General features: G+C 64.5%; 16 protein-coding genes. 5 read left to right on the top strand and 11 right to left on the bottom strand.

The features are described from left to right. Window positions 1–13: 13 nt before the first annotated feature. The 5 genes from H607_RS0103220 to H607_RS0103200 are packed head-to-tail and all read right to left on the bottom strand — an operon-like array spanning window position 14 to window position 5,959. A complete protein-coding gene (locus H607_RS0103220) occupies window positions 14–877 on the bottom strand; it encodes a prepilin peptidase (RefSeq protein WP_028874239.1) in 864 nt (287 codons plus the stop codon). Further along, the gene (locus tag H607_RS0103215; protein ID WP_028874238.1) at window positions 874–2,085 is read right to left on the bottom strand and encodes a type II secretion system F family protein; all 1,212 of its coding nucleotides are present in this window, start codon (window positions 2,083–2,085) and stop codon (window positions 874–876) included. The genes H607_RS0103220 and H607_RS0103215 overlap by 4 nt, the downstream gene beginning before the upstream one ends. A 21-nt stretch (window positions 2,086–2,106) precedes the next feature. Beyond that, window positions 2,107–3,804 (bottom strand): type IV-A pilus assembly ATPase PilB, encoded by a 1,698-nt coding sequence (pilB, locus tag H607_RS0103210; protein ID WP_037989402.1) that lies wholly within the window; start codon window positions 3,802–3,804, stop codon window positions 2,107–2,109. Next, window positions 3,801–5,129 carry an HlyC/CorC family transporter gene (locus H607_RS11520; protein WP_051240608.1) on the bottom strand — a complete coding sequence of 443 codons (1,329 nt, stop codon included), beginning with the start codon at window positions 5,127–5,129 and terminating at the stop codon, window positions 3,801–3,803. The genes pilB and H607_RS11520 overlap by 4 nt, the downstream gene beginning before the upstream one ends. Window positions 5,130–5,137: 8 nt before the next feature. Then, window positions 5,138–5,959 (bottom strand): cytochrome C assembly family protein, encoded by an 822-nt coding sequence (locus H607_RS0103200; protein ID WP_028874236.1) that lies wholly within the window; start codon window positions 5,957–5,959, stop codon window positions 5,138–5,140. 39 nt (window positions 5,960–5,998) lie between these two features. Here H607_RS0103200 and ffh point away from each other — a divergent pair, with 39 nt between their 5' ends. The 4 genes from ffh to gloA are packed head-to-tail and all read left to right on the top strand — an operon-like array spanning window position 5,999 to window position 9,319. Then, the gene (ffh, locus tag H607_RS0103195) at window positions 5,999–7,354 is read left to right on the top strand and encodes a signal recognition particle protein (RefSeq protein WP_028874235.1); all 1,356 of its coding nucleotides are present in this window, start codon (window positions 5,999–6,001) and stop codon (window positions 7,352–7,354) included. Window positions 7,355–7,357: 3 nt separating this feature from the next. Further along, window positions 7,358–8,146, top strand: coding sequence for an EI24 domain-containing protein (locus H607_RS11515; RefSeq protein ID WP_083961911.1), 789 nt, complete (start codon window positions 7,358–7,360; stop codon window positions 8,144–8,146). Then, on the top strand, window positions 8,143–8,901 hold the full coding sequence (locus H607_RS0103185) for a competence/damage-inducible protein A (RefSeq protein ID WP_028874234.1): 759 nt from the start codon (window positions 8,143–8,145) through the stop codon (window positions 8,899–8,901). Before H607_RS11515 ends, H607_RS0103185 begins: the two co-directional genes overlap by 4 nt. 31 nt (window positions 8,902–8,932) lie before the next feature. Further along, complete coding sequence (gloA, locus tag H607_RS0103180; RefSeq protein WP_037989400.1) at window positions 8,933–9,319, top strand: lactoylglutathione lyase; 387 nt, start codon at window positions 8,933–8,935, stop codon at window positions 9,317–9,319. A gap of 24 nt (window positions 9,320–9,343) precedes the next feature. On the opposite strand, the gene trxC is transcribed toward gloA, so the two are convergent. Then, on the bottom strand, window positions 9,344–9,778 hold the full coding sequence (gene trxC, locus H607_RS0103175) for a thioredoxin TrxC (protein WP_028874232.1): 435 nt from the start codon (window positions 9,776–9,778) through the stop codon (window positions 9,344–9,346). 93 nt (window positions 9,779–9,871) lie between these two features. Here trxC and H607_RS0103170 point away from each other — a divergent pair, with 93 nt between their 5' ends. Beyond that, entirely contained in the window at window positions 9,872–10,315 is a 444-nt protein-coding gene (locus H607_RS0103170; protein ID WP_028874231.1) for a DUF192 domain-containing protein, read from the top strand. Between the two features lie 87 nt (window positions 10,316–10,402). Here H607_RS0103170 and dnaE read toward each other — a convergent pair whose 3' ends face one another. The 5 genes from dnaE to H607_RS0103145 form a co-directional block, all read right to left on the bottom strand. Then, entirely contained in the window at window positions 10,403–13,867 is a 3,465-nt protein-coding gene (gene dnaE / locus H607_RS0103165; protein ID WP_028874230.1) for a DNA polymerase III subunit alpha, read from the bottom strand. Beyond that, a complete protein-coding gene (locus H607_RS0103160) occupies window positions 13,867–14,850 on the bottom strand; it encodes an NADPH:quinone reductase (RefSeq protein WP_028874229.1) in 984 nt (327 codons plus the stop codon). The genes dnaE and H607_RS0103160 overlap by 1 nt, the downstream gene beginning before the upstream one ends. A 19-nt stretch (window positions 14,851–14,869) precedes the next feature. Next, window positions 14,870–17,170, bottom strand: a complete 2,301-nt coding sequence (locus H607_RS0103155) for an NADP-dependent malic enzyme (RefSeq protein WP_028874228.1) — start codon at window positions 17,168–17,170, stop codon at window positions 14,870–14,872. A 101-nt stretch (window positions 17,171–17,271) separates the two neighbouring features. Then, entirely contained in the window at window positions 17,272–18,813 is a 1,542-nt protein-coding gene (locus H607_RS0103150) for a GGDEF domain-containing protein (protein ID WP_028874227.1), read from the bottom strand. Window positions 18,814–18,917: 104 nt separating this feature from the next. Next, window positions 18,918–20,051: an FAD-dependent monooxygenase gene (locus H607_RS0103145; protein WP_028874226.1), complete on the bottom strand. Its 1,134-nt coding sequence runs from the start codon at window positions 20,049–20,051 to the stop codon at window positions 18,918–18,920. Window positions 20,052–20,053 lie beyond the last annotated feature (2 nt).

The following is a 20,053-nucleotide window of genomic DNA, read 5'->3' as shown; positions in this document are numbered from 1 at the left end:
CAAACGAAGGAGTCTACCGCAAAATGGGGGCGCCGATCCACCATTGCAAGATCTCGCGTCCCCACAGGAGCGCCACGGCACCGCCGGCAGCGAGAAAAGGGCCGAAGGGCAAGGGTTCTCCCTGCGGCAAGCGCCCGAGGGCTTTGAGGACGATACCGCACAGGGCGCCGACGAGGGAAGCAAGCAGCAGCACCAGAGGGAGTGCCATCCAGCCGAGCCAGGCGCCGATCGCGGCGAGCAGCTTGAAGTCGCCATAGCCCATGCCTTCCTTGCCGGTGAGGAGTTTGAAGAGCCAATAGATGCTCCACAAGATCAGATAACCGGCAGCGGCGCCCAGGACGGCATCGGGCAAGGGAGAAAATGCGCCTTGCACATTGACCAGCAACCCTGCCCAAAGCAGGGGCAGCGTGAGCACATCGGGCAGCAGGCGCGTGTCGAGATCGATGAAAGCCAGTGCGATCATGCACCAGAGAAAGGCGGCGGCAGCGAGCGCTGGCCAACTCATGCCGAAGCGCCACAGCACGGCGAGCGCCGCGAGCGCCCCAAGGAGCTCCACGAGCGGGTAGCGCCAGCCGATGGGGGCGCGGCAATGGCGACACCGACCGCGCAACGCGATCCAGCTCACGAGGGGGATATTCTCCCAGGCGGAGATGGCGTGCCCGCAGTGGGGACAATGCGAAGCCGGCCGCGCGAGGTCGTAGCGCGGCTGGGGCTCGAGGGGCAGGCCTAGGAATTCGCGGGCTTGTATCTGCCAGTCGCGTTCCAGCATGCGCGGCAGGCGATGGATCACGACGTTGAGGAAACTTCCCACCATCGCACCGAGGAGGAGTGCCGCGAGCAGCTGTATGCTCCAGGGCAAGGCAGCCACGATGCTCATATGGTCTGCGCCATCTTGAAGATGGGCAGATACATGGCCACGACGATGCCACCGATGACGACGCCGAGAAAGACCATGATCACCGGCTCGAGCAGCTGGGAGAGCGAAGCGACGGCGTCGTCCACTTCTCGTTCGTAATATTCTGCCACCTTGCTGAGCATGGCGTCGAGCTGACCCGATTCTTCGCCGATCGAGATCATCTGGGTGACCATGGCGGGGAAGACCCCCGTATCGCTCATCGCCACGGTAAGGGAAATGCCCGAAGTGACCGCCTGGGTGATCTTCTCGGTCGCTTCACGATAGACGATGTTGCCCGCGGCATCGCCCACCGAGACGAGCGCCTCGTTGAGCGGCACGCCCGCGGCGAACATGGTGGCTAAAGTGCGAGTCCAGCGTGCGATGGTAGCCTTGCGGATGATGTCCCCTACCACCGGGATACGGAGGATCATGCGATCGATGAGCGCACGGAAAGCCGGGGATCGTCGGTGCAGCATCCCGAAACCGACCACGAGCAAGATCACCGCCACCAGCATGTAATACCAGTTGGCGACGAAAAATTCCGACATGTCGATCACGATCTGAGTCGGAGCAGGGAGGTCGGCGCCAAAACTCGTGAAGATGTCCTTGAACTGGGGGATGACGAAAATCATCATCACCGTGATGACGAGCATCGCCACCACGACGACGGCGGTGGGATAAAAGAGTGCCGATTTGATCTTGCTCTTGATGGCCAGGATTTTTTCCTGGTAAGTGGCCAGACGTTCGAGCAGATCGTCGAGGATACCGGCCTGCTCGCCGGCGGCCACCAGCGAGACGAAGAGCCGATCGAAGTACATGGGGTATTTGGCAAACGCCGCCGCCAGACTGGAACCCGCGGCGATGTCTTCGCGGATGAGGTTCAGGAGTCGCGTCAAGGCCGGATTGGTCGAGCCCTTGATGGCGATGTCGAAGGATTGCAGCAGGGGGACCCCCGCTTTCATCATGGTCGAGAGTTGCCGGGTGAAGAGAACGAGATCTTTTTCGCTGACGCGACCGCGACGTTCCTTGATCTTGGTGATTTTGGTGACGATCACCCCTTGCCGGCGCAGGGCCGTGCGCGCCGAGGATTCGCTCGGGGCACGGATCTCCCCTCGGGCGGGTTTGTTTTGGGCGTCTTTGCCTTCCCAGCTGAACAGCAGTTCTTTGGGTTTGGAAGTCGCGGTTGCCATGGAGCACCTCTCGCAACAGGATCAATCGTTGGTGGCGGCAAGCACTTCGGTGAGCGAAGTAATGCCGTGTTTGACTTTCAAGAGACCTGATTGACGCAAACTACGCACCCCTTCGCGCCGTGCCTGGGCTTCGATCTCCATGGCCGAAGCATTGGCCATGATGAGGCGTTGGATGGCTTCACTGATCGGCATCACTTCGTAGATGCCGGTACGGCCTTTGTAACCGGAACCGCGGCACTTCTCGCAGCCGGCCGGACCATAGGGCTGCCAGCTTCCATCGAGATCTTCTTCAGCGAATCCGGCCGAGATGAGAGCATCGGCGGGAATGTCGATCGGTTTTTTGCAGGTACATAGGCGCCGTACCAGCCGTTGCGCCGTGATGAGGATCACCGAGGAGGCGATGTTGAAAGGGGCGATGCCGATGTTGCGTAGCCGCTCGATGGTACTGGGCGCGTCGTTGGTGTGCAGGGTGGAGAGGAGCAGGTGACCGGTCTGGGCCGCCTTGACGCCGATGTCGGCGGTTTCCAGATCCCGGATCTCACCCACCATGATGATGTCCGGGTCTTGACGTAAGAAAGCGCGCAGCGCTGCGGCGAAGGTCAGCCCCACTTTATCGTTGATGTTGACCTGGTTGATCCCGGGCAGGTTGATCTCCACCGGATCCTCGGCGGTGGAAATGTTGACCTCGGGTTTGTTGAGCAGGTTGAGGCAGGTATAGAGCGAGACGGTCTTGCCCGAGCCGGTGGGGCCGGTGACGAGGATCATGCCGTAGGGGCGCTCGATCGCTTCCAGGAGCGCCGCTTTTTGTTCCGGCTCGTAACCGAGTGCATCAATGCCGAGCATCGCCTGGCTCGCATCGAGGATGCGTAGCACGATCTTTTCGCCCCACAAGGTGGGCAGGGTAGAGACGCGGAAGTCGATTGCCTTGTTCTTGTTGAGAATGAGCTTCGTTCGGCCGTCCTGGGGTACTCGCTTTTCCGAGATGTCGAGCTTGGAGATGATCTTGAGGCGGGCGGCGATCTTCTCCTTGAGCGCCAGTGGCGGACGGGCGATCTCGCGCAACATGCCGTCTTGGCGGACGCGGATGCGGTAGAACTTTTCGTAGGGCTCGAAATGGATGTCGGAGGCGCCTTCGTTGATCGCGTCGATGAGGATCTTCTGGATGAAACGCACGACGGGGGCGTCTTCGACATCGACATCGCCTTCGTCTGCCACGGGCGTTCCCTCGCTCAGGGAAACCCCTTCCAGGAGTTCGTTGTCCTGAACCAGGGTGGAGAGGGCGTTGTTGAGCGATTCGTAGAGTTTGTCGCAAAAACGGGCAAGTGATTGGGCAGGAACGACGACGAGTTCGATCGTCTGGCCCGTCTGAAAGCGGATCTCATCGTAGACGCGCACCAGGGTGGGATCGGCCACGGCGATCACCGTCTTGCCCTTGCGCTGTGACAGGGCGACGACTTGGTAGCGGTTGGCGATCTGCGGATCGATCAGTTTCTTCGGCAGAACATCGGGATTGACGGCGCTGATGTCGAGCACCGGCAAGCCAAACGTCTCTGCCGCGAACTGAGCGACCTTGCGCTCATCGAGCACCCCTGACTTGATGAGCGCGAGCAGCAGACCATTGGGCCCGGCTTCTTCCTTGGCATGGGCTTGTTCGGCGGTCTTTTCGTCGATCCAGCCTTTCTGGATCAACGCTCGCACCAAACCCGTCATCTCGATCATCGCCTTTCCTCGTTTGAGTCTTCGCCGACGCTATTTTCGGACGTATCGCCTTCCCCTGCCGTTGGCGCATACAGGCGCACCGAACGAATACGCCGGTCATGACATTGTAAAACGTCCATGCGGACCTCGCCAATACGCAGCGATACTTCTGCTTCGGGTATCTCCTGCAGGTATTCGAGGATGAGGCCATTGAGGGTGCGGGGACCGTCAGTGGGTAGATCGAGCCCCAGCGCCCGGTTTATCTCACGCACGGGCGTGGCGCCATCGATGATCACCGTGCCGTCTTCCTGCCATTGCAGCACGGTATCGCTGCCGGGGCGACTGGTGGTGAATTTGCCGACCATCTCCTCGATGATGTCGTCGAGCGTCACCAGCCCCTGCAGCTCGCCGTATTCGTCGACCACCAGCGCCAGCCGCTGGTGATGTTCCTGGAAGAACTGCAGCTGCGTCATGGCGTTGGTGTCTTCCGGCACGAAGTAGGGCGGCGAGAGACTGCGCCGGATGGCCTCACGGGAGAAGCCCGAGGTGAGCGTCTCGGCAAGGAGCTGGCGCACGTGCAAAATGCCGAGCACCTCGTCGGGATTGCCTTCGATCACCGGCAGACGGGTATGGTAGGCGGTGGCCAGTTGCGCGCGCAGCGTCTCTTCGTCGTCGGTGAGATCGAGAAATTCGATCGCTTGCCGCGGAATCATCACGTCGGCCACCGTGATGCGTTCGAGGTCGAAGAGGTTGAGCAGGACGTCGCGATGTTTCTCCGATCGCAGCACGCGCGATTCGAGCACGAGGCTGCGCAGCTCCTCGAGACTCGGCGCCTGGGGCGTTGCCCGGCGCGGCAGGTGCAGCAGCCACAGTAGCGCCTTGACGAAGAGGTTGACGAAATCCACCACCGGTCCGAACACGCGCAGGGTTGCGGTGAGCGGATAGGCGATGTAGGGGGCGAGAAGATCGGCGTAGCGGGCACCGATCACTTTCGGGGTGATCTCGGAGAAGACGAGGATGAGGAAGGTGACGACGAAGCTGCCCACGGCGAGCATCGTCTCGTTCTGACCGAAGAGCTCGATGGTGATGACCGAGGCAAGTGTGGCCGCGCCGACGTTGACGGCATTGTTGACGAGCAAAATCACGCTCAACATCCGTTCGGGATGGGCGGTGAGCGCTGCGGCGAGCTGCGCACCACGCTCGCCGTTGTCTGCGCGGGCCTTGAGACGATAGCGGTTGGCCGCCATCATGACCGTCTCGCTCATGGAGGCAAGGCCGGAGGTGAAGAGCAGAATGGCCAATCCGAGCCATTGCCACAGGAGATCAGCGGGAAGGGAAGCGTCCATCGGCGGGGTCATCGACGGTGCAGGAGGTACTCGAGAACGAAATGGGTGCCGAGGTAGGCGAGCGCCAAGGTGACGAAACCGGCCCAGGTCCAGCGCAGGGCCACGCGCCCGCGCCAACCCCAGGCGTGCCGCCCCAGCAGCAGGATGCCGAAGATGGCCCAGGCAAGCAAGGTGAATACGGTTTTGTGGTCGGCGCGCAAGGGCTGACCGAAGAGCGCTTCGGAAAAAACGACGCCGGTGAGTACCGTGATCGTGAGCAGCACGAAGGCTACGCCGATGACGCGAAAGAGGAGCGACTCCATCACGAGTAGCGGCGGCATCCGCCCGAGCCAGGCTGCGGGTTCGCGGCGGTGCAGGGCGCGCTCGAGGACCGACATCAGCACGGCATGCAGCGCCGCGAGCGTGAAGAGCGCATAGGAGAGCAACGCCACGACCAGGTGCAGGCGCATCCAGGGGTTGTCGGTGGCCACGGGCATGGCCGGCAGGGGCAGCCAGGGTACGAGCAGGCACACCAGGGCGGCAATGGGGGTGAGTAGCGTGTAGAGCCAGCCGATGGGGGCGTAGAAAGATTCGATCCAGAAAAAGAGGGCGGCAAGCCACACGGTGAGCGAGAGCGCCGGTGCGAACCCGAGCCGCAATCCCTGGTCCGACAGCAGCAGGGCCGCGGCGCCCCAGCCGTGCGCGAGGATGGCTGCGGTGAGCAGGGCCCGATCGATCGGACGCGGACAGCGGCCGCCTTCTTCCGGTTGGCGGCGGCAGCGCCGCCCGACGGCGATCGCCCCGAGGCCATACAAGAGGAAGGCCAGCAGATGGGGTAGAATCGAATCCATGATCCTAGTTTACTCGAAGAATGCCGAGGTTTTGCGCCCATGCTCGACAACCTGACGCAAAGACTATCCAAAGTCGTCAAGACGCTGCGCGGTCAGGCGCGGCTCACGGAAGACAACATCCAAGAGGCGCTGCGCGAAGTACGCATGGCGCTGCTGGAAGCCGACGTGGCCCTGCCGGTGGTCAAGGACTTCATCGCCCGCGTCAAGGAAAAGGCTGTCGGCCAGGAGGTGATCGGTTCGCTCACACCAGGCCAGGCGCTCATCGGGGTGGTGCACGACGAGCTCGTGGCGCTGATGGGAGGGCAAAGCGAAGGGCTCAAGCTCGAGGCGCGTCCGCCCGTCGTCATCCTCATGGCGGGTCTGCAGGGGGCGGGCAAGACGACTACCGTGGGTAAGCTCGCCAAGTGGCTCAAGGAAGAGAAAAAGAAGAAAGTGCTGGTGGTCTCCACCGACGTCTACCGTCCGGCGGCGATCGAGCAGCTGCGCACGGTGGCCGAACAGGCCGGCGTAGACTTCTTCCCTTCCTCGCCCGAGCAGCAGCCCGAGGCGATCGCACGGGCGGCCAAGGACTGGGCCGAGCGGCATTTCCACGACGTGCTGCTGGTGGATACCGCCGGGCGTCTGGCGATCGATCAGGCGATGATGGAGGAGATCAAGGCGTTACACGCGGCCTTGAACCCGACCGAGACGCTCTTCGTGGTCGATGCCATGCTGGGGCAGGACGCGGTCAATACCGCGCGGGCCTTCAACGAGACCCTGCCGCTCACCGGCGTGGTGCTCACGAAGCTCGACGGGGACGCACGCGGCGGGGCGGCGCTGTCGGTGCGCGCCGTCACCGGCAAGCCGATCAAGTTCGCCGGGGTGGGGGAGAAGCTCTCGGGGCTCGAGCCTTTCTACCCCGATCGCATGGCGAGCCGCATCCTCGGCATGGGCGACATCGTGGGCCTGGTGGAAGAGGCGCGGCGCAGCGTCGACGAGCATAAGGCCAAGGAGCTCGCGCAGAAGCTGCGTACCGGCAAGGGGTTCGACCTCAACGATTTTCGCGAGCAGATCGTGCAGATGCGCAAGATGGGCGGCATCGGGGCCTTGCTCGACAAGCTGCCGGCGCAATTCGCCCAGGCGGCCGGACAGCTGCAGGGCGGGATGGAGGAAAAAGCGATCTCGCGCATCCAGGGCATCATCGATGCCATGACGCCGCAGGAGCGCGCCAACCCCGACATCATCAAGGCGAGCCGCAAACGGCGCATCGCCGCCGGCGCAGGCGTGACGGTGCAGGAGGTCAATCGCTTGCTCAAGCAGTTCGACCAGACGCAGCGCGTGATGAAGCAGTTCTCCAAGGGCGGGATGGGCAAGGTGATGCGCGGCTTGCGCGGCGTGATGCCGCGGCTGCACTGAGGGATGATGGATCTGATCCGCATCGCGCTCTTACGCTCGCTCGCCACCCTGGGGCGGGGCAAGATCCTGTGGGAGATGTTTTGGCCGCTGCTCGCGGCGGGCTTGGTCTGGATCGTGGCGCTCGTGCTCGCCTGGGCTCCGCTCACGACCTGGCTGGCGGGCTGGTTCAACGCCTCGCCGGACGGGGCGCAAGCGGGAATGCTGGCGATGGCCGGATTCTTCGCGCTCAAGGTGTTGCTGGTGCTGGGCGTGCTGCCGCTCATGTACGTCACCATGCTCGTGATCGTGGGTATCTGGGTGATGCCGCGCGTCGTCGCCTTGGTGGGCCGCGAGGAATACGCCGATCTCGAATTGCGCCATGGCGGGAATTTTGCCCGTAGTCTGTGGAACACCCTCAGCGCCTCGGGCCTCTTCCTGCTCGGCTTTCTCGTGAGCATGATTTTCTGGTGGATTCCCGGCGCTGCGCTGGTGCTACCGTGGCTCCTGACGGCTTGGCTCAACAAGCGCACCTTCACCTATGATTGTCTGATGGAACATGCCGACGCCGAAGAGCTGCAGGCGCTGGAAGCCCGCGAAGGGGGAACATTCTTCTGGCTCGGGGCGATCGGTGCGGCGCTCGCCTACGTGCCGCTGCTCAACCTCTTCGCCCCGGCGATCACGGGCGTGCTCTTCGTGCATGCCGGGTTGGAGGCGCTGCGGCGGCTGCGGCTCGAGCGGGGTGCCTGGATCGTGGAGGCGGACGTGGCCACCAGCCATTCGGCATACCATCGTTTGCCCAAGGAGAAGCCATGAGCGCGTTCGGGGCTTACATCATCGGTGACGAAATCCTCTCGGGCCGTCGTGAGGACAAGCACTTTGCCAAGCTGCGCGAGCTATTGCATGCGCGCGGCTTGCGCCTTGCCTGGGTGCACTATCTGGGCGACGAGCCGCGGCGGCTCACCGAGGCGTTTCGCCATAGTTTCGCGAGCGAGGACATCGTCTTCAGTTTCGGCGGCATCGGGGCCACGCCAGACGACCATACGCGGCAGTGCGTGGCGCAAGCCCTAGGGGTGCCGCTCGAGCTGCATCCCGAGGCCGAGGCCCTGATCCGCGCGCGTTTCGGCGAGCGCACCACAGCGCAGCGTCTGGAAATGGGGCGTTTTCCCCGTGGCGCGCGCATCATCCCCAATCCCTACAACCAGATCCCGGGCTTTTCCGTCGGCAACCACCATTTCGTGCCAGGTTTTCCCGTGATGGCCTGGCCGATGGTCGAATGGGTGCTCGACACCCAATACGCGCACCTCTTTCATCGCGAGGACTACGTCGAGGATTCGGTCTATGTGTGGGACGCGCACGAGGGCGATCTGGTCGATCTGATGCAGACGCTCACCGTGCGCTATCCTGAAGGGACGCTCTTTTCGCTGCCGTCGGTACCCGAAGAGACGGGCGGCCGGCGTCGGCTCGAGCTCGGTTTCAAGGGTCCCAGGGCGATCGTGGAGGCGGCGATGCGCGACATCGTCGCCACGCTCGAGGAACGAGGTTTGCCCTGGGAACGCCCTCGGAGTTGATTGTTCCCCAACCAGAAGAAGGAGAGACGTCATGCCCCGTATTTTGCATACCATGATCCGCGTCGGCAATCTCGACCGTTCGATCGAGTTCTATACCAAAGTGCTTGGCATGCGGCTGCTACGCCGTGAAGATTATCCCGAGGGGAAATTCACGCTGGCGTTCGTCGGCTATCAGGACGAGAGCGAAGGGGCGGTGATCGAGCTCACCTACAACTGGGGGGTCGATCATTACGAAATGGGCAATGCGTTTGGGCACATCGCCATCGCCGTGCCCGACGCCAAGGCCGCCTGCGACGAGATCCGCGCCCGTGGCGGGAAAGTGATCCGCGAGGCCGGGCCGATGAAGCACGGCACCACCGTGATCGCTTTCGTCGAGGATCCGGATGGCTATAAGATCGAGCTCATCGAGCGGCCCTGAGTCGGAATCCCAAGGCCGGGATCGTCAGAGTTGGCTCTGGACCCAACGCACGATCTCGGCCGTGCCGACGGCGCCGGAATGCCGCGCCACTTCCCGCCCCTGGTGAAAGAGGATCATCGTCGGGATGCTGCGGATGCCGTAACGGGCGGCCGTTTGTTGGGCTTCGTCCGTATTGAGCTTGGCGAAGAGAACCCGCGGGGCGAGCTGGCTGGCGGCATGGGCAAAGGCGGGCGCCATCATGCGACATGGGCCGCACCAGGGAGCCCAGAAATCGACCAGCACGGGCAGATCGTTCTTCGTCAGATACGTGTCGAAGCTCGCCTCACTGAGTTCGACGGGGTGCCCGGGAAAGAGCGGCTGGTGACATTTGCCGCAGTTGGGCCCTTCATGCACGCGCTCGGCGGGGACGCGATTGACGGCGAAACAGGACGGGCAGACGATATGCAGGGTATCGCTCATGGGGTTTTCTCCACAAAGAAGTTTGATCGAACTATGAGGGCAAAGCCGGCGAGGGTCAAGAGGGTTTGCCCCCATCTTGCCCGGGGAGGAAAGATGTCGTTGAAGAGCTGCTTGTGGACCATGGTGTCCGGGCTCCTGCTGATGCCCTTGGGTGCCTTGGCGCAGCCGCGTGCAGAGCTGACGGTCGGCATGTATCGAATCGTGGCCGAAGTGGCGGCCGACGAGCCTGCGCGCGAGCGCGGTCTGATGTTTCGCGAGCACCTGGGGGTGAACGAGGGGATGGTGTTCGTCTTTCCCGTGGCGGGGCGCCAGTGCATGTGGATGAAAAATACGCCCATCCCCTTGTCGGTGGCTTTCCTCGACGAGGCGGGGCGCATCCTCAACGTGGAGGAAATGGCACCTCGTACCCTGGATTCGCACTGTGCCGTGGCGCCGGCGCGCTATGCGCTGGAGATGCCGGGCGGGTGGTTCCGCGAGCGCGGCATCGTGCCGGGCATGCACGTCGAAGGGCTCGAGCGCCTGCCGGCGGGTCGTTGAGCGGGCGCAAAAGGAGACAGGCGAACAGCCGGACACCGCAAAACACCGCCGTAGCGCCAAGGACTGGTTGGCCGCGGTGTCGGGGGATCACTCGTAGCGCACCTCGACGCGCTCCACCCCGGGGAGCGTCCGCAGGGTGGCGAGCAAAGTCTCTTGCGGATGCAGAGTCCACGGGGAGGAGCATCGCAGCGTCCCCTCGGTGTCGTCGAGGCGCAGGGTGAGCGCGAGCGGCAGCCTACCACCGAGGTGGGGCCGCAGTGCGGATTCCAGTTCGTCGATGAATTCCGGCGTGGTGCGTTCGAGCACGACGGTGAGCGCGATCGCCCGGGCGCGTTCTTCGCGCAGCTGTGCGAGCGTGGCGAATCGTTCGGCCACCACTCGCAAGCCTCCCGAGTAGTCGTCGGGGCTTACTTTCACTTCGGCGAAGAGCGGCTCGTCGAGCACGATGGCGTGGCGCCACGCCTCATAGACTTCGCTGTAGGCGAGTACCTCGACCTGGGCTGTGCCGTCGTCGAACTCGACGAAGGCCATTTTGCCGCGATTGCCCATCTTGGTGCGCAGGTTGGTGACCACTCCGGCAATCCACACCGGCTCCCAGCCGGGTTCGAGGCTAGCGAGCGGCCTCGAGACCAGACGGCGCACTTCCTCGGCCCAGGCATGGAAGGGGTGCCCCGAGAGGAAAAATCCGATGGCGGTCTTCTCTTCCTTGAGCCGTTCGCGCTCGGTCCAGGGGCGGACGGCGGCGAAGGCCGGCTGCATCGCCTCGGCCTGGGGTAGATCGTCGAAGAGCCCCCCTTGCAGGACGTTCGCCTGCGCCTGCTCGGCCGCTTCCATCGCAAGCCCGACGGTGGCGAGCAACTGCGCCCGGTCGCGACCGGCATGTCCCGGCAAGGTATCCAGCGCCCCGGCGCGCACCAGCGCCTCGAGCACACGGCGATTGACCGCCCGTCGGTCGACGCGGGCGCACAGTTCGAACAGGTCGCGGAATGGACCGTTGCGTTCACGCTCGGCGACGATGGCCTCGGCCGCGGGGCGACCCACCCCCTTGATCGCCCCCAGGCCGTAGCGGAGGGTGCGAGTGTCGACCGGTTCGAAGCGATAGGCGGAAGCGTTGACGTCCGGCGGCAGGATCTCGAGGCCGTTGGCGCGCGCGTCTTCGACGAAGATCTTGACGCTGTCGGTGTCGTCCATGTCGGAAGACAGCGTCGCGGCCATGAACGCAGCGCAGTGATGGGCCTTCAGCCAGGCGGTCTGGTAGGTGACCACGGCGTAGGCGGCGGTGTGGGACTTGTTGAAACCGTATTCGGCGAATTTCTCCATCAGGTCGAAGAGGCGCATGGCGAGCGCCTCGTCGTAGCCTTTCTTGCGCGCCCCTTCGCGGAAGATCTCGCGGTGCTTGGCCATCTCCTCGGGTTTTTTCTTGCCCATCGCCCGGCGCAGCAGGTCGGCCCCGCCCAGCGTATAGCCGCCGATGATTTGCGAGATCTGCATCACCTGTTCTTGATAGACGATGACGCCATAGGTGGGTTCGAGGCAGGGCTTGAGATCCTCGTGGAAATAGTCGATGGCCTGCTCACCTTTTTTGCGCAGGATGAAGTCGTCGACCATGCCCGACCCGAGAGGTCCTGGGCGATAGAGGGCGAGCACGGCGATGATGTCTTCGAAACGGTCGGGCTGAAGTTTCTTGAGGAGCTTCTTCATCCCTTCCGATTCGAGTTGGAAGACGGCGGTGGTGTTCGCGTCTTTCAGGATCTGGTAGGTGGCCGGATCCTCGTAGCCCAGGGTCTCGAGTTTGGGACGATTGCCGGTGAGTCGCTCGACGTAGTCGAGGGCGAGGTCGATGATGGTGAGGTTGCGCAGCCCCAGGAAGTCGAACTTGACGAGACCAATCGCCTCGACGTCGTCCTTGTCGAACTGCGACACGGGCACGGCGTCCTCGCCGTCGGCCAGATACAGGGGACAATAGTCGGTGAGCTTGCCCGGGGCGATGAGCACACCGCCGGCGTGCATGCCCACGTTGCGCGTCAGCCCCTCGAGGGGGCGGGCGAGCTGCCACAGTTGCTGGATCGCCTCGCCGTCGTTGGCATCTTCCATCAGCTCGCGCAGCTGCGGTTCGAGCTCGAGCGCCTTGTCGAGCGAGACGGGTTTGACGCCCTCGAGCGGGATCAGCTTGGAGAGGCGGTCGCACAGGCCATAGGGCAAATCGAGCACGCGCCCCACGTCGCGCACCACCGCCTTGGAGGCCATGGTGCCGAAGGTGGCGATCTGGCTCACCGCGTCGTGCCCATAGCGCTCGCGTACGTACTCGATCACGCGGTAGCGCCGATCCTGGCAGAAATCGACGTCGAAGTCGGGCATGGATACCCGTTCGGGGTTGAGGAAGCGCTCGAAGAGGAGCGCATAGCGCAAGGGGTCGAGGTCAGTGATGCGCAGGCTGTAGGCGACGAGCGAGCCCGCACCCGAGCCGCGTCCCGGGCCGACGGGCACGCCGTTTTCCTTGGCCCAGTTGATGAAGTCGGCCACGATGAGGAAGTAGCCGGAAAAGCCCATCTGCACGATGGTTTCGGTTTCGAAGGCGAGGCGCTCCTCGTAGCGCGGACGTTGGCGTTCGCGCTCGGCCTCGATGGGGTAGAGCTCGCGCAGGCGCACTTCCAGCCCCTCCTTGGCGCGCGCGACGAGGTAGTCGTCCAGCGTCACGCCCGGCGGCGTAGGGAAGGGCGGCAGGAAGTTCTTGCCCAGCGTGATGGAGAGCGAGGCGCGGCGCGCGATCTCGCCGGCGTTCTCCAGCGCCTCGGGTAGATCGGCAAACCGCTCGGCCATCTCGGCGCGGCTGAGGAAGTACTGCTCGGCGGTGAAGGGCTTGGGGCGCCGGGGGTCGGCGAGTACCGTGCCCTGGGCGATGCACACGCGCGCCTCGTGCGCCTCGAAATCCTCGGGGCGCATGAACTGGATGGGGTGCGTCGCCACCACTGGCAACCCCAGACGGGCGGCGAGCTCGACGGCGGCGTCGATGTAGACCTCCGTGTCCGGCTGTCCGGCGCGTTGCAGCTCGAGGTAGAACGCGTCGGGGAAAACCTCGGCCCAGCGCCGCGCCGCCGCTTCGGCTTCCTCTTCTTTCTGGGCGAGCAGCAAGCGCCCCGGTTCGCCCTCCATCGCCCCGGAGAGGGCGATGAGGCCGCTGCAGGATTCCCGTTCGAGCCAAGCCGGGTGGATCTCGGCGCGGCCGCGGTACTGGTTCTCGAGATAGGCGCGACTGAGGAGCTCGCACAGTTGGCGATAGCCTTCGCGGTGGCGGGCAATGAGCAGCATCCGCCAGGGGTGGGCGCGGTCCTCTTCGTTGCTGATCCAGACGTCCACGCCGATCACCGGCTTGATGCCCTTGGCGCGCGCGGCCTTGTAGAACTTGACCATGCCGAAGAGGTTCATCGCATCCGAGATGCCCAGGGCGGGCATGCCGTCGGCGGCGGCCGCGGCGACGGCATCCGTGAGGGTGCAGATGCCGTCGGTGAGCGAGTATTCCGAGTGCAGGCGCAGATGGACGTAGGGCGTCATCAGGGCAGCAGAAGGGTGGCGCCGATGGTGCGGCGCGATTCGAGCGCGCGGTGGGCCTCGGCTGCCTGGCTGAGGGGAAAACGCTGGCCGATTTGGACGTCGAGCCAGCCGTCGCGCAGCGCCCCGAAGAGCTCTTCGGCCATGGCGAGCAGATCCTCGCGCCGGGCGATGTAGGTGAAGAGCGTCGGGCGCGTGAGGAAGAGCGAACCCTTCTGCGCGAGAAGCCCGATGTCGAAAGGCTCGACCTTGCCCGAGGCGTTGCCGAAGGAGACCATCAGCCCCAGGGGGCGGAGCGAATCGAGCGAGCCGAGGAAGGTGGCGCGGCCCACCGAGTCGTAGACCACGTCGACGCCTCGTCCGTTGGTGAGCGCACGGGTGCGCTCGGTGAAATCCTCCCGCGTATAGACGATGACGTGATCGGCGCCGTGCGCGCGCACGAGTTCGGCTTTTTCATCGTTGCCTGCGGTGGCGATCACCGTGGCGCCGAGCTGTTTGGCCCATTGCACGAGCAGCAGTCCCACACCGCCGGCAGCGGCGTGGATGAGCACCGTGTCGCCCGGCTGCACGCGGTGGGTGCGGCGTACCAAACACTGCGCCGTCAGGCCTTTCAGCATCACCGCGGCGGCGGTCTCAAAGGAAATGTCGTCGGGCAGGCGCACGGCGCGCTCGGCCGGGAAGTTGCGTACTTCGCTGTAGGCGCCTACGGGTGAGAGAGCCCCGCCGCAGTAGGCGACGCGATCGCCCGGGCGAAATTCGGTCACGCGGGGGCCGACGGCCTCGACCACGCCGGCACCTTCCTGACCCAACCCCGACGGGAGGGCGACGGGATAGAGGCCGGTGCGATGGTAGGTGTCGATGAAATTCACCCCGATCGCCTGGTGGCGGATGCGGAGTTCGCCCGGACCGGGATCGGGCAGCTCTACCGTCTCCCAGCGCAGGACTTCGGGGCCGCCGTGGGCGGAGAAACGGATCGCGTGCGTCAGCATAGCCTTGCTCCTCGGATCATTCCGCCTTGAGTTTGTTGCGCAGTTCGAGCGCATCGACCACCGACACGGCCGTCATGTTGACGATGCGGCGCACGGTGGAAGACGGGGTGAGGATCTGCACCGGCATCGCGGCACCAAGCAACATGGGACCGACGGTGACGCCGTCGCCATTGGCAATTTTCATCAGGTTGAAGGCGATGTTGGCTGCATCGAGATTGGGCATCACCAGGAGGTTCGCCTCACCCTCGAGAGTGCTCTTGGGGATCAGCCGCTGGCGAATTTCCGGCGAGAGCGCCGAGTCACCGTGCATCTCCCCGTCCATGTTGAGCTGCGGGCACAGAGCGCGCAGCAGGTCCCGGGCCTGGCGCATCTTGCGCGCGGAGGGCGTGTCGGCCGAGCCGAAGTTGGAGTGCGACAACAGCGCCACGGCCGGTTCATAGCCGAAGCGGGTGAGCTCCACGGCCGCCATGCGGGCGATCTCGACGATGTCTTCGGCGCAGGGGTCGTAATTGACGTAGGTATCGGTGAGGGCTACGGTGCGCTTGGGCAGCATGAGGATGTTCATGGCCGCGAAAAGGCGCGCATCCGGAGCAAGACCGATGACGTCACGCACGTGCTGCAGGTGGGAATGGTAAGTGCCAAACGTGCCGCACACCAGAGCATCGGCATAGCCGTTCTTGAGGAGCATGCAACCGATGAGGGTGGTGTCGCTCATCATGCGCACCTTGGCGATTTCGGGCGTCACTCCCTTGCGGCACATCAGCTCGAGGTATTGCTGCCACAGCTCCTTGTAGCGCGGGTCGGATTCGGGATTGACGACGTCGAAGTCGCGCTCTGGCATGAGGTTGAGCCCCAGGCGTTTGATGCGCATCTCGATCACAGCCGGGCGGCCGATGAGGATGGGACGGGCGAGTTTCTCGTCGAGCACGGCGCGCGCAGCGTGCAGCACCCGCTCGTCCTCACCCTCGGCGTAGAGCACGCGTTTCTGCTCGGGTGGGATACCCTTGGCGACCGAGAACATCGTTTTCATCACCACACCGGAGTGGTAGACGAAGTTCTGCAGGGTGGCGCGATAGGCGTCGAAATCCTCGATCGGCCGCGTGGCCACGCCCGATTCCATCGCCGCCTTGGCCACCGCCGGGGCGATACGCACGATGAGGCGCGGATCGAAGGGTTTGGGGATGAGATAGTCCGGTCCGAAAGTGAGTGCGGCTTCCCCATAGGCCCCCGCGAGCATGTCGCTCTGCTCGGCGCGCGCGAGATCGGCGATGGCGTGCACGCAGGCGAGCTTCATCTCTTCCGTGATGGTGGTGGCGCCCACGTCGAGCGCCCCGCGGAAGATGAAGGGGAAACACAGGACGTTATTGACCTGGTTGGGATAGTCCGAGCGCCCCGTGGCGATGATCGCGTCTGGGCGCACGGCCTTGGCCACTTCCGGCATGATCTCGGGGATGGGGTTGGCGAGCGCGAAGATGAGCGGGTCGCGCGCCATCTTGGCGACCATCTCGGGCTTGAGCACGCCGGCCGAAGAGAGGCCGAGGAAGACGTCGGCACCGTCGATCACTTCGGCGAGCGTGCGCGCGTCGGTGACCTGGGCGTAGCGCGCCTTGTTCGGTTCCATGTCCGGCTCGCGCCCGACGCGAATCACTCCGCGCGAGTCGCACACGTAGACGTTCTCTCGCTTCACGCCCAAGCGCACCATCAGATCGAGACAGGCAATGGCTGCAGCTCCGGCGCCCGAGCACACGAGCTTGACTTCGTCGATCTTCTTGCCGACGACCGTCAGCCCGTTGATCAAGGCGGCGGAGGAGATGATGGCGGTGCCGTGCTGGTCATCGTGGAAGACCGGAATTTTCATGCGCTCGCGCAGCTTTTTCTCGATGTAGAAACACTCGGGCGCCTTGATGTCCTCGAGGTTGATGCCACCCAGCGTCGGCTCCATGGCGGCGATGATGTCGATGATGCGATCCGGGTCTTTCTCGTCGAGCTCGATGTCGAAGACGTCGATGCCGGCGAATTTCTTGAAGAGACACGCTTTGCCTTCCATCACGGGTTTGGCGGCGAGCGGGCCGATGTTGCCCAGTCCCAGGACCGCGGTGCCGTTGGTGATGACGGCCACGAGGTTGCCGCGGGAGGTGTATTCCCGCGCAGTGAGCGGATCGCGCACGATCTCCTCGCAGGCGGCCGCGACGCCGGGAGAGTAGGCCAGCGACAGGTCGCGCTGGTTGCTCAGGCTCTTGGTGGGAACCACCGAGATTTTGCCTGGAGTGGGGTGGCGGTGGTAGTAGAGCGCGGCGTCGCGGAAGGTTTTGTCCATTGGAAGCTCTCCAGAACGGTTGGATGCGTGCGTCCGCCATCGGTCGCACGTCGGAAACGGGGGTTTCTCTGCCAAGGGAAAAGTATACCGCGGGGAGGGCTTCAGGTGTCGGCGACGAAGACGCGGTTCTTGCCGGCGCGCTTGGCGCGGTACATCGCCTGATCGGCACGCTCGAAGGCGCTCTCCCACGTATCTTCGGGGCGCACGTCGGCGACGCCGGCGCTGAAGGTGACGACGCGATGGCGATCGTCCTGGAAAAAAATCTCGCGCGTGAGAATGCGTTGCAGCCGGCGCAGGATCTCGGCGGAGGTCTCGGCAGTCGCGCCCGGCAGGATGACGACGAATTCTTCCCCGCCGTAGCGGCCGATGACGTCTTGTTCGCGCAGATGCTTGCGGGCGATCTTGGCGAGAAATTTGAGGGAATCGTCGCCGGCTTGATGACCGAAGAGATCGTTGATGCGTTTGAAGTCGTCGAGATCGATCACACCCAGCGTGAGCGAAGGGATGCGGCCGTGGCGTAGCGCCTCGATCGACCGGGAAAAGGCGGTCTCCAAGCCGTTTCGGTTGTAAAGACCGGTGAGGGGGTCGCGCATGAGCCGTTCGTTGAGCGAATGTAGCTGTGCTTCCAATTCACGTACCTTGGCATCGGCATCCTCGGCGTCGCGGCGGGTGCGTTCGAGTTCTTCGTGCGCTTGGCGCGTGACTTTGCTCATGTGATGCGTCGCCTGAAGCAAAGCGCGTAGCTCACCCGCGACGGACGCGAGATCGTCGGCCTGTTCGATGGCCGTTGCTGCCTGCTGGAGCTGTCTCTGATACTGCTTGGTCTCTCGGCTCATGCGCCCCAAGTGCGAGAGGAAATCCGCCAGCAGGCGTTTGAGTTCGGCCTCGGCTGCGCGCTTGTGCTCGAGGGCATGTTGCAAGGGGTCGAGCAGGGCGTCGAGCCGTTCCTGCAGCAGGCGCAGCAACTGCGGGGTGAAGGTTGGGGTTGGCTGGAGCAGTTCAGCGCGCAGATGGGCCAACTCGGCCCTGATGCCGTCGTTGTCGCTGCCGACGAGCTCGAGCGCTTGCAGGGAGCGACGGAGCAGCTCGAGGAGACCCCCGATGAGGGCAACGGTATCGACCGCTCGAACCTCTTGAGTCATCGTGCTCGAGGTTGGAGCAGATTCCCCAGGAGATTGGCGCAACCCCGAGATGAAACGCTCGAGCCGTCGGGGAAACCAACGGCTTTGTCCGTCCGCGAGGATCGATTCCAAAGCGTGAAGTTTGCGCTCCGGCGTCCAACCGGGAGCGGCATGCTCCCAAGCATCGATCAGTTGGCGGATCAGGGCGACCCACGAAACTTCCGTTTCGTGGGCCGGCGGTAGAGCGAGCAAGGCTTCTTCGACATCGGCCAGTGCTTGGGCCGTTTCGTTGCGCTTGAGATGATCCCGCGCTCGCCCGAGCGCCGTGCAGACACGCTCTCCCGCGCGGGGAAGTTTGGCCACGATCTGCTCGAGCAAGCGAACGAGCCTCGGTGGCAGCGGTTCCGGTTCGCCAGCCAGTTCGCAGTAGACGCGAGTGTAGTTCTCGGGGGTGGGCGGTTGCTGCAGCTGAGCCAAGCGGCGCAGGGTATCGCGGGCAAGTTCTAGCGGCGTAGGCGACATGACGGAGCGCGCAGAAACGGGACTTTCGAGTGTATCACCGTTCCGTTCTGCCCGTGGTTCGCAACGGGATTACGAGCATGGAAGGGAAAAACTCACGTTCTGCTTCATCGCCAACCGAACATCATCTGCCGCGCGAAGAGCGCCTTGAGCGGCAGGCAGGCATCGAGCGTGAGCAGGGCGGCACCGCGCGCAAGCGGCAGCAAGCCCTCTTGGGGCAGGAATCCGCGCACGAAACCGTCGGTGATGCCGATGGTGAGCCGTCGATCGGGGGCGCGGCGCCGGGCGTAGCGCTCCAGCGTCCAGGCGCTGCCGGGATCATCGGCCTCACGCAGCAGCTCTACCAGGGTGGCGAGGTCGCGTGCGGCGAGATTGAACCCTTGTCCTGCGACCGGGTGCAGAGTCTGCGCCGCGTTGCCCAGCCAGACCGTGCGCTCGGCCACCGGTCGGCGGCGCCAGCGCAGCACCAAAGGATAAGCGGCACGCCCGCGAATCTCGCTCAGGCGCCAGCGATTGCCGAAGGCGTGTTCCAGACGGGCCGAGTAATCGGCGTCGGGCTGCGCCAGGGCGCGTTCGGCCTCGCCGTGCGGCAGCGCGTGGACGAAGGTCCATTGGCCGTGATCGGGCAGGAGCGCCGCGGGTCCTTGGGAAGTGAAGCGTTCGACGGCGGTCTCCGGCGCAAGCCCCTCGGCGTGCACCCAGCCGATGAGAGCGCTCTGGCCATAGTCGTGGGAGACGACCCCTTCGGCCTCGGCCGGAAGCCGTCCCTCGGCGCGGGCGCAGAGTCGGGCGTGGAAGACGCCTCGGGGCGTGGTGAGGGCGATGCGCTCGCCCTGGGCTTGCGTTTCCTCGACCGGCGTCTCGTCCAGCAGCGGGATGCCGCGCGCCCGTGCCGCCTCGAGCAGCGCCGCGATGAGATCGGCCGCGCGCACGACCGCGCCGAAGAAAGGCACTCCCAGCGTTTTCGCATCCAACCGCACGCGGCCGAAACCGTGCTGCGAGACGTGGATCGTGCGGATCGGCGTGGCCGGGAGCCGCTCGGCGATCTGCAGCCGTTCGAACTGGCGCCAGGTGCCGAGTGAGAGTGCCAGAACCCGGGCATCATCGGTGAGCCGTGCGCGCGGGCGGGCGTCGAACACCGCTGCGTCTCGACCAAGTTCATGCAACCACAGGGCGAGGGTCAGCCCCACGGGGCCGGCACCGACGATGGCGACTTCCGGGGCAGAGGAGGGAATGGGCATGG

This window comes from Tepidiphilus margaritifer DSM 15129, from assembly GCF_000425565.1.
In the GTDB taxonomy this organism is placed as follows: Bacteria; Pseudomonadota; Gammaproteobacteria; order Burkholderiales; family Rhodocyclaceae; genus Tepidiphilus; species Tepidiphilus margaritifer.
Note: the sequence above shows the minus strand (reverse complement) of the source record. Positions and strands in the feature narration are given on the sequence as shown.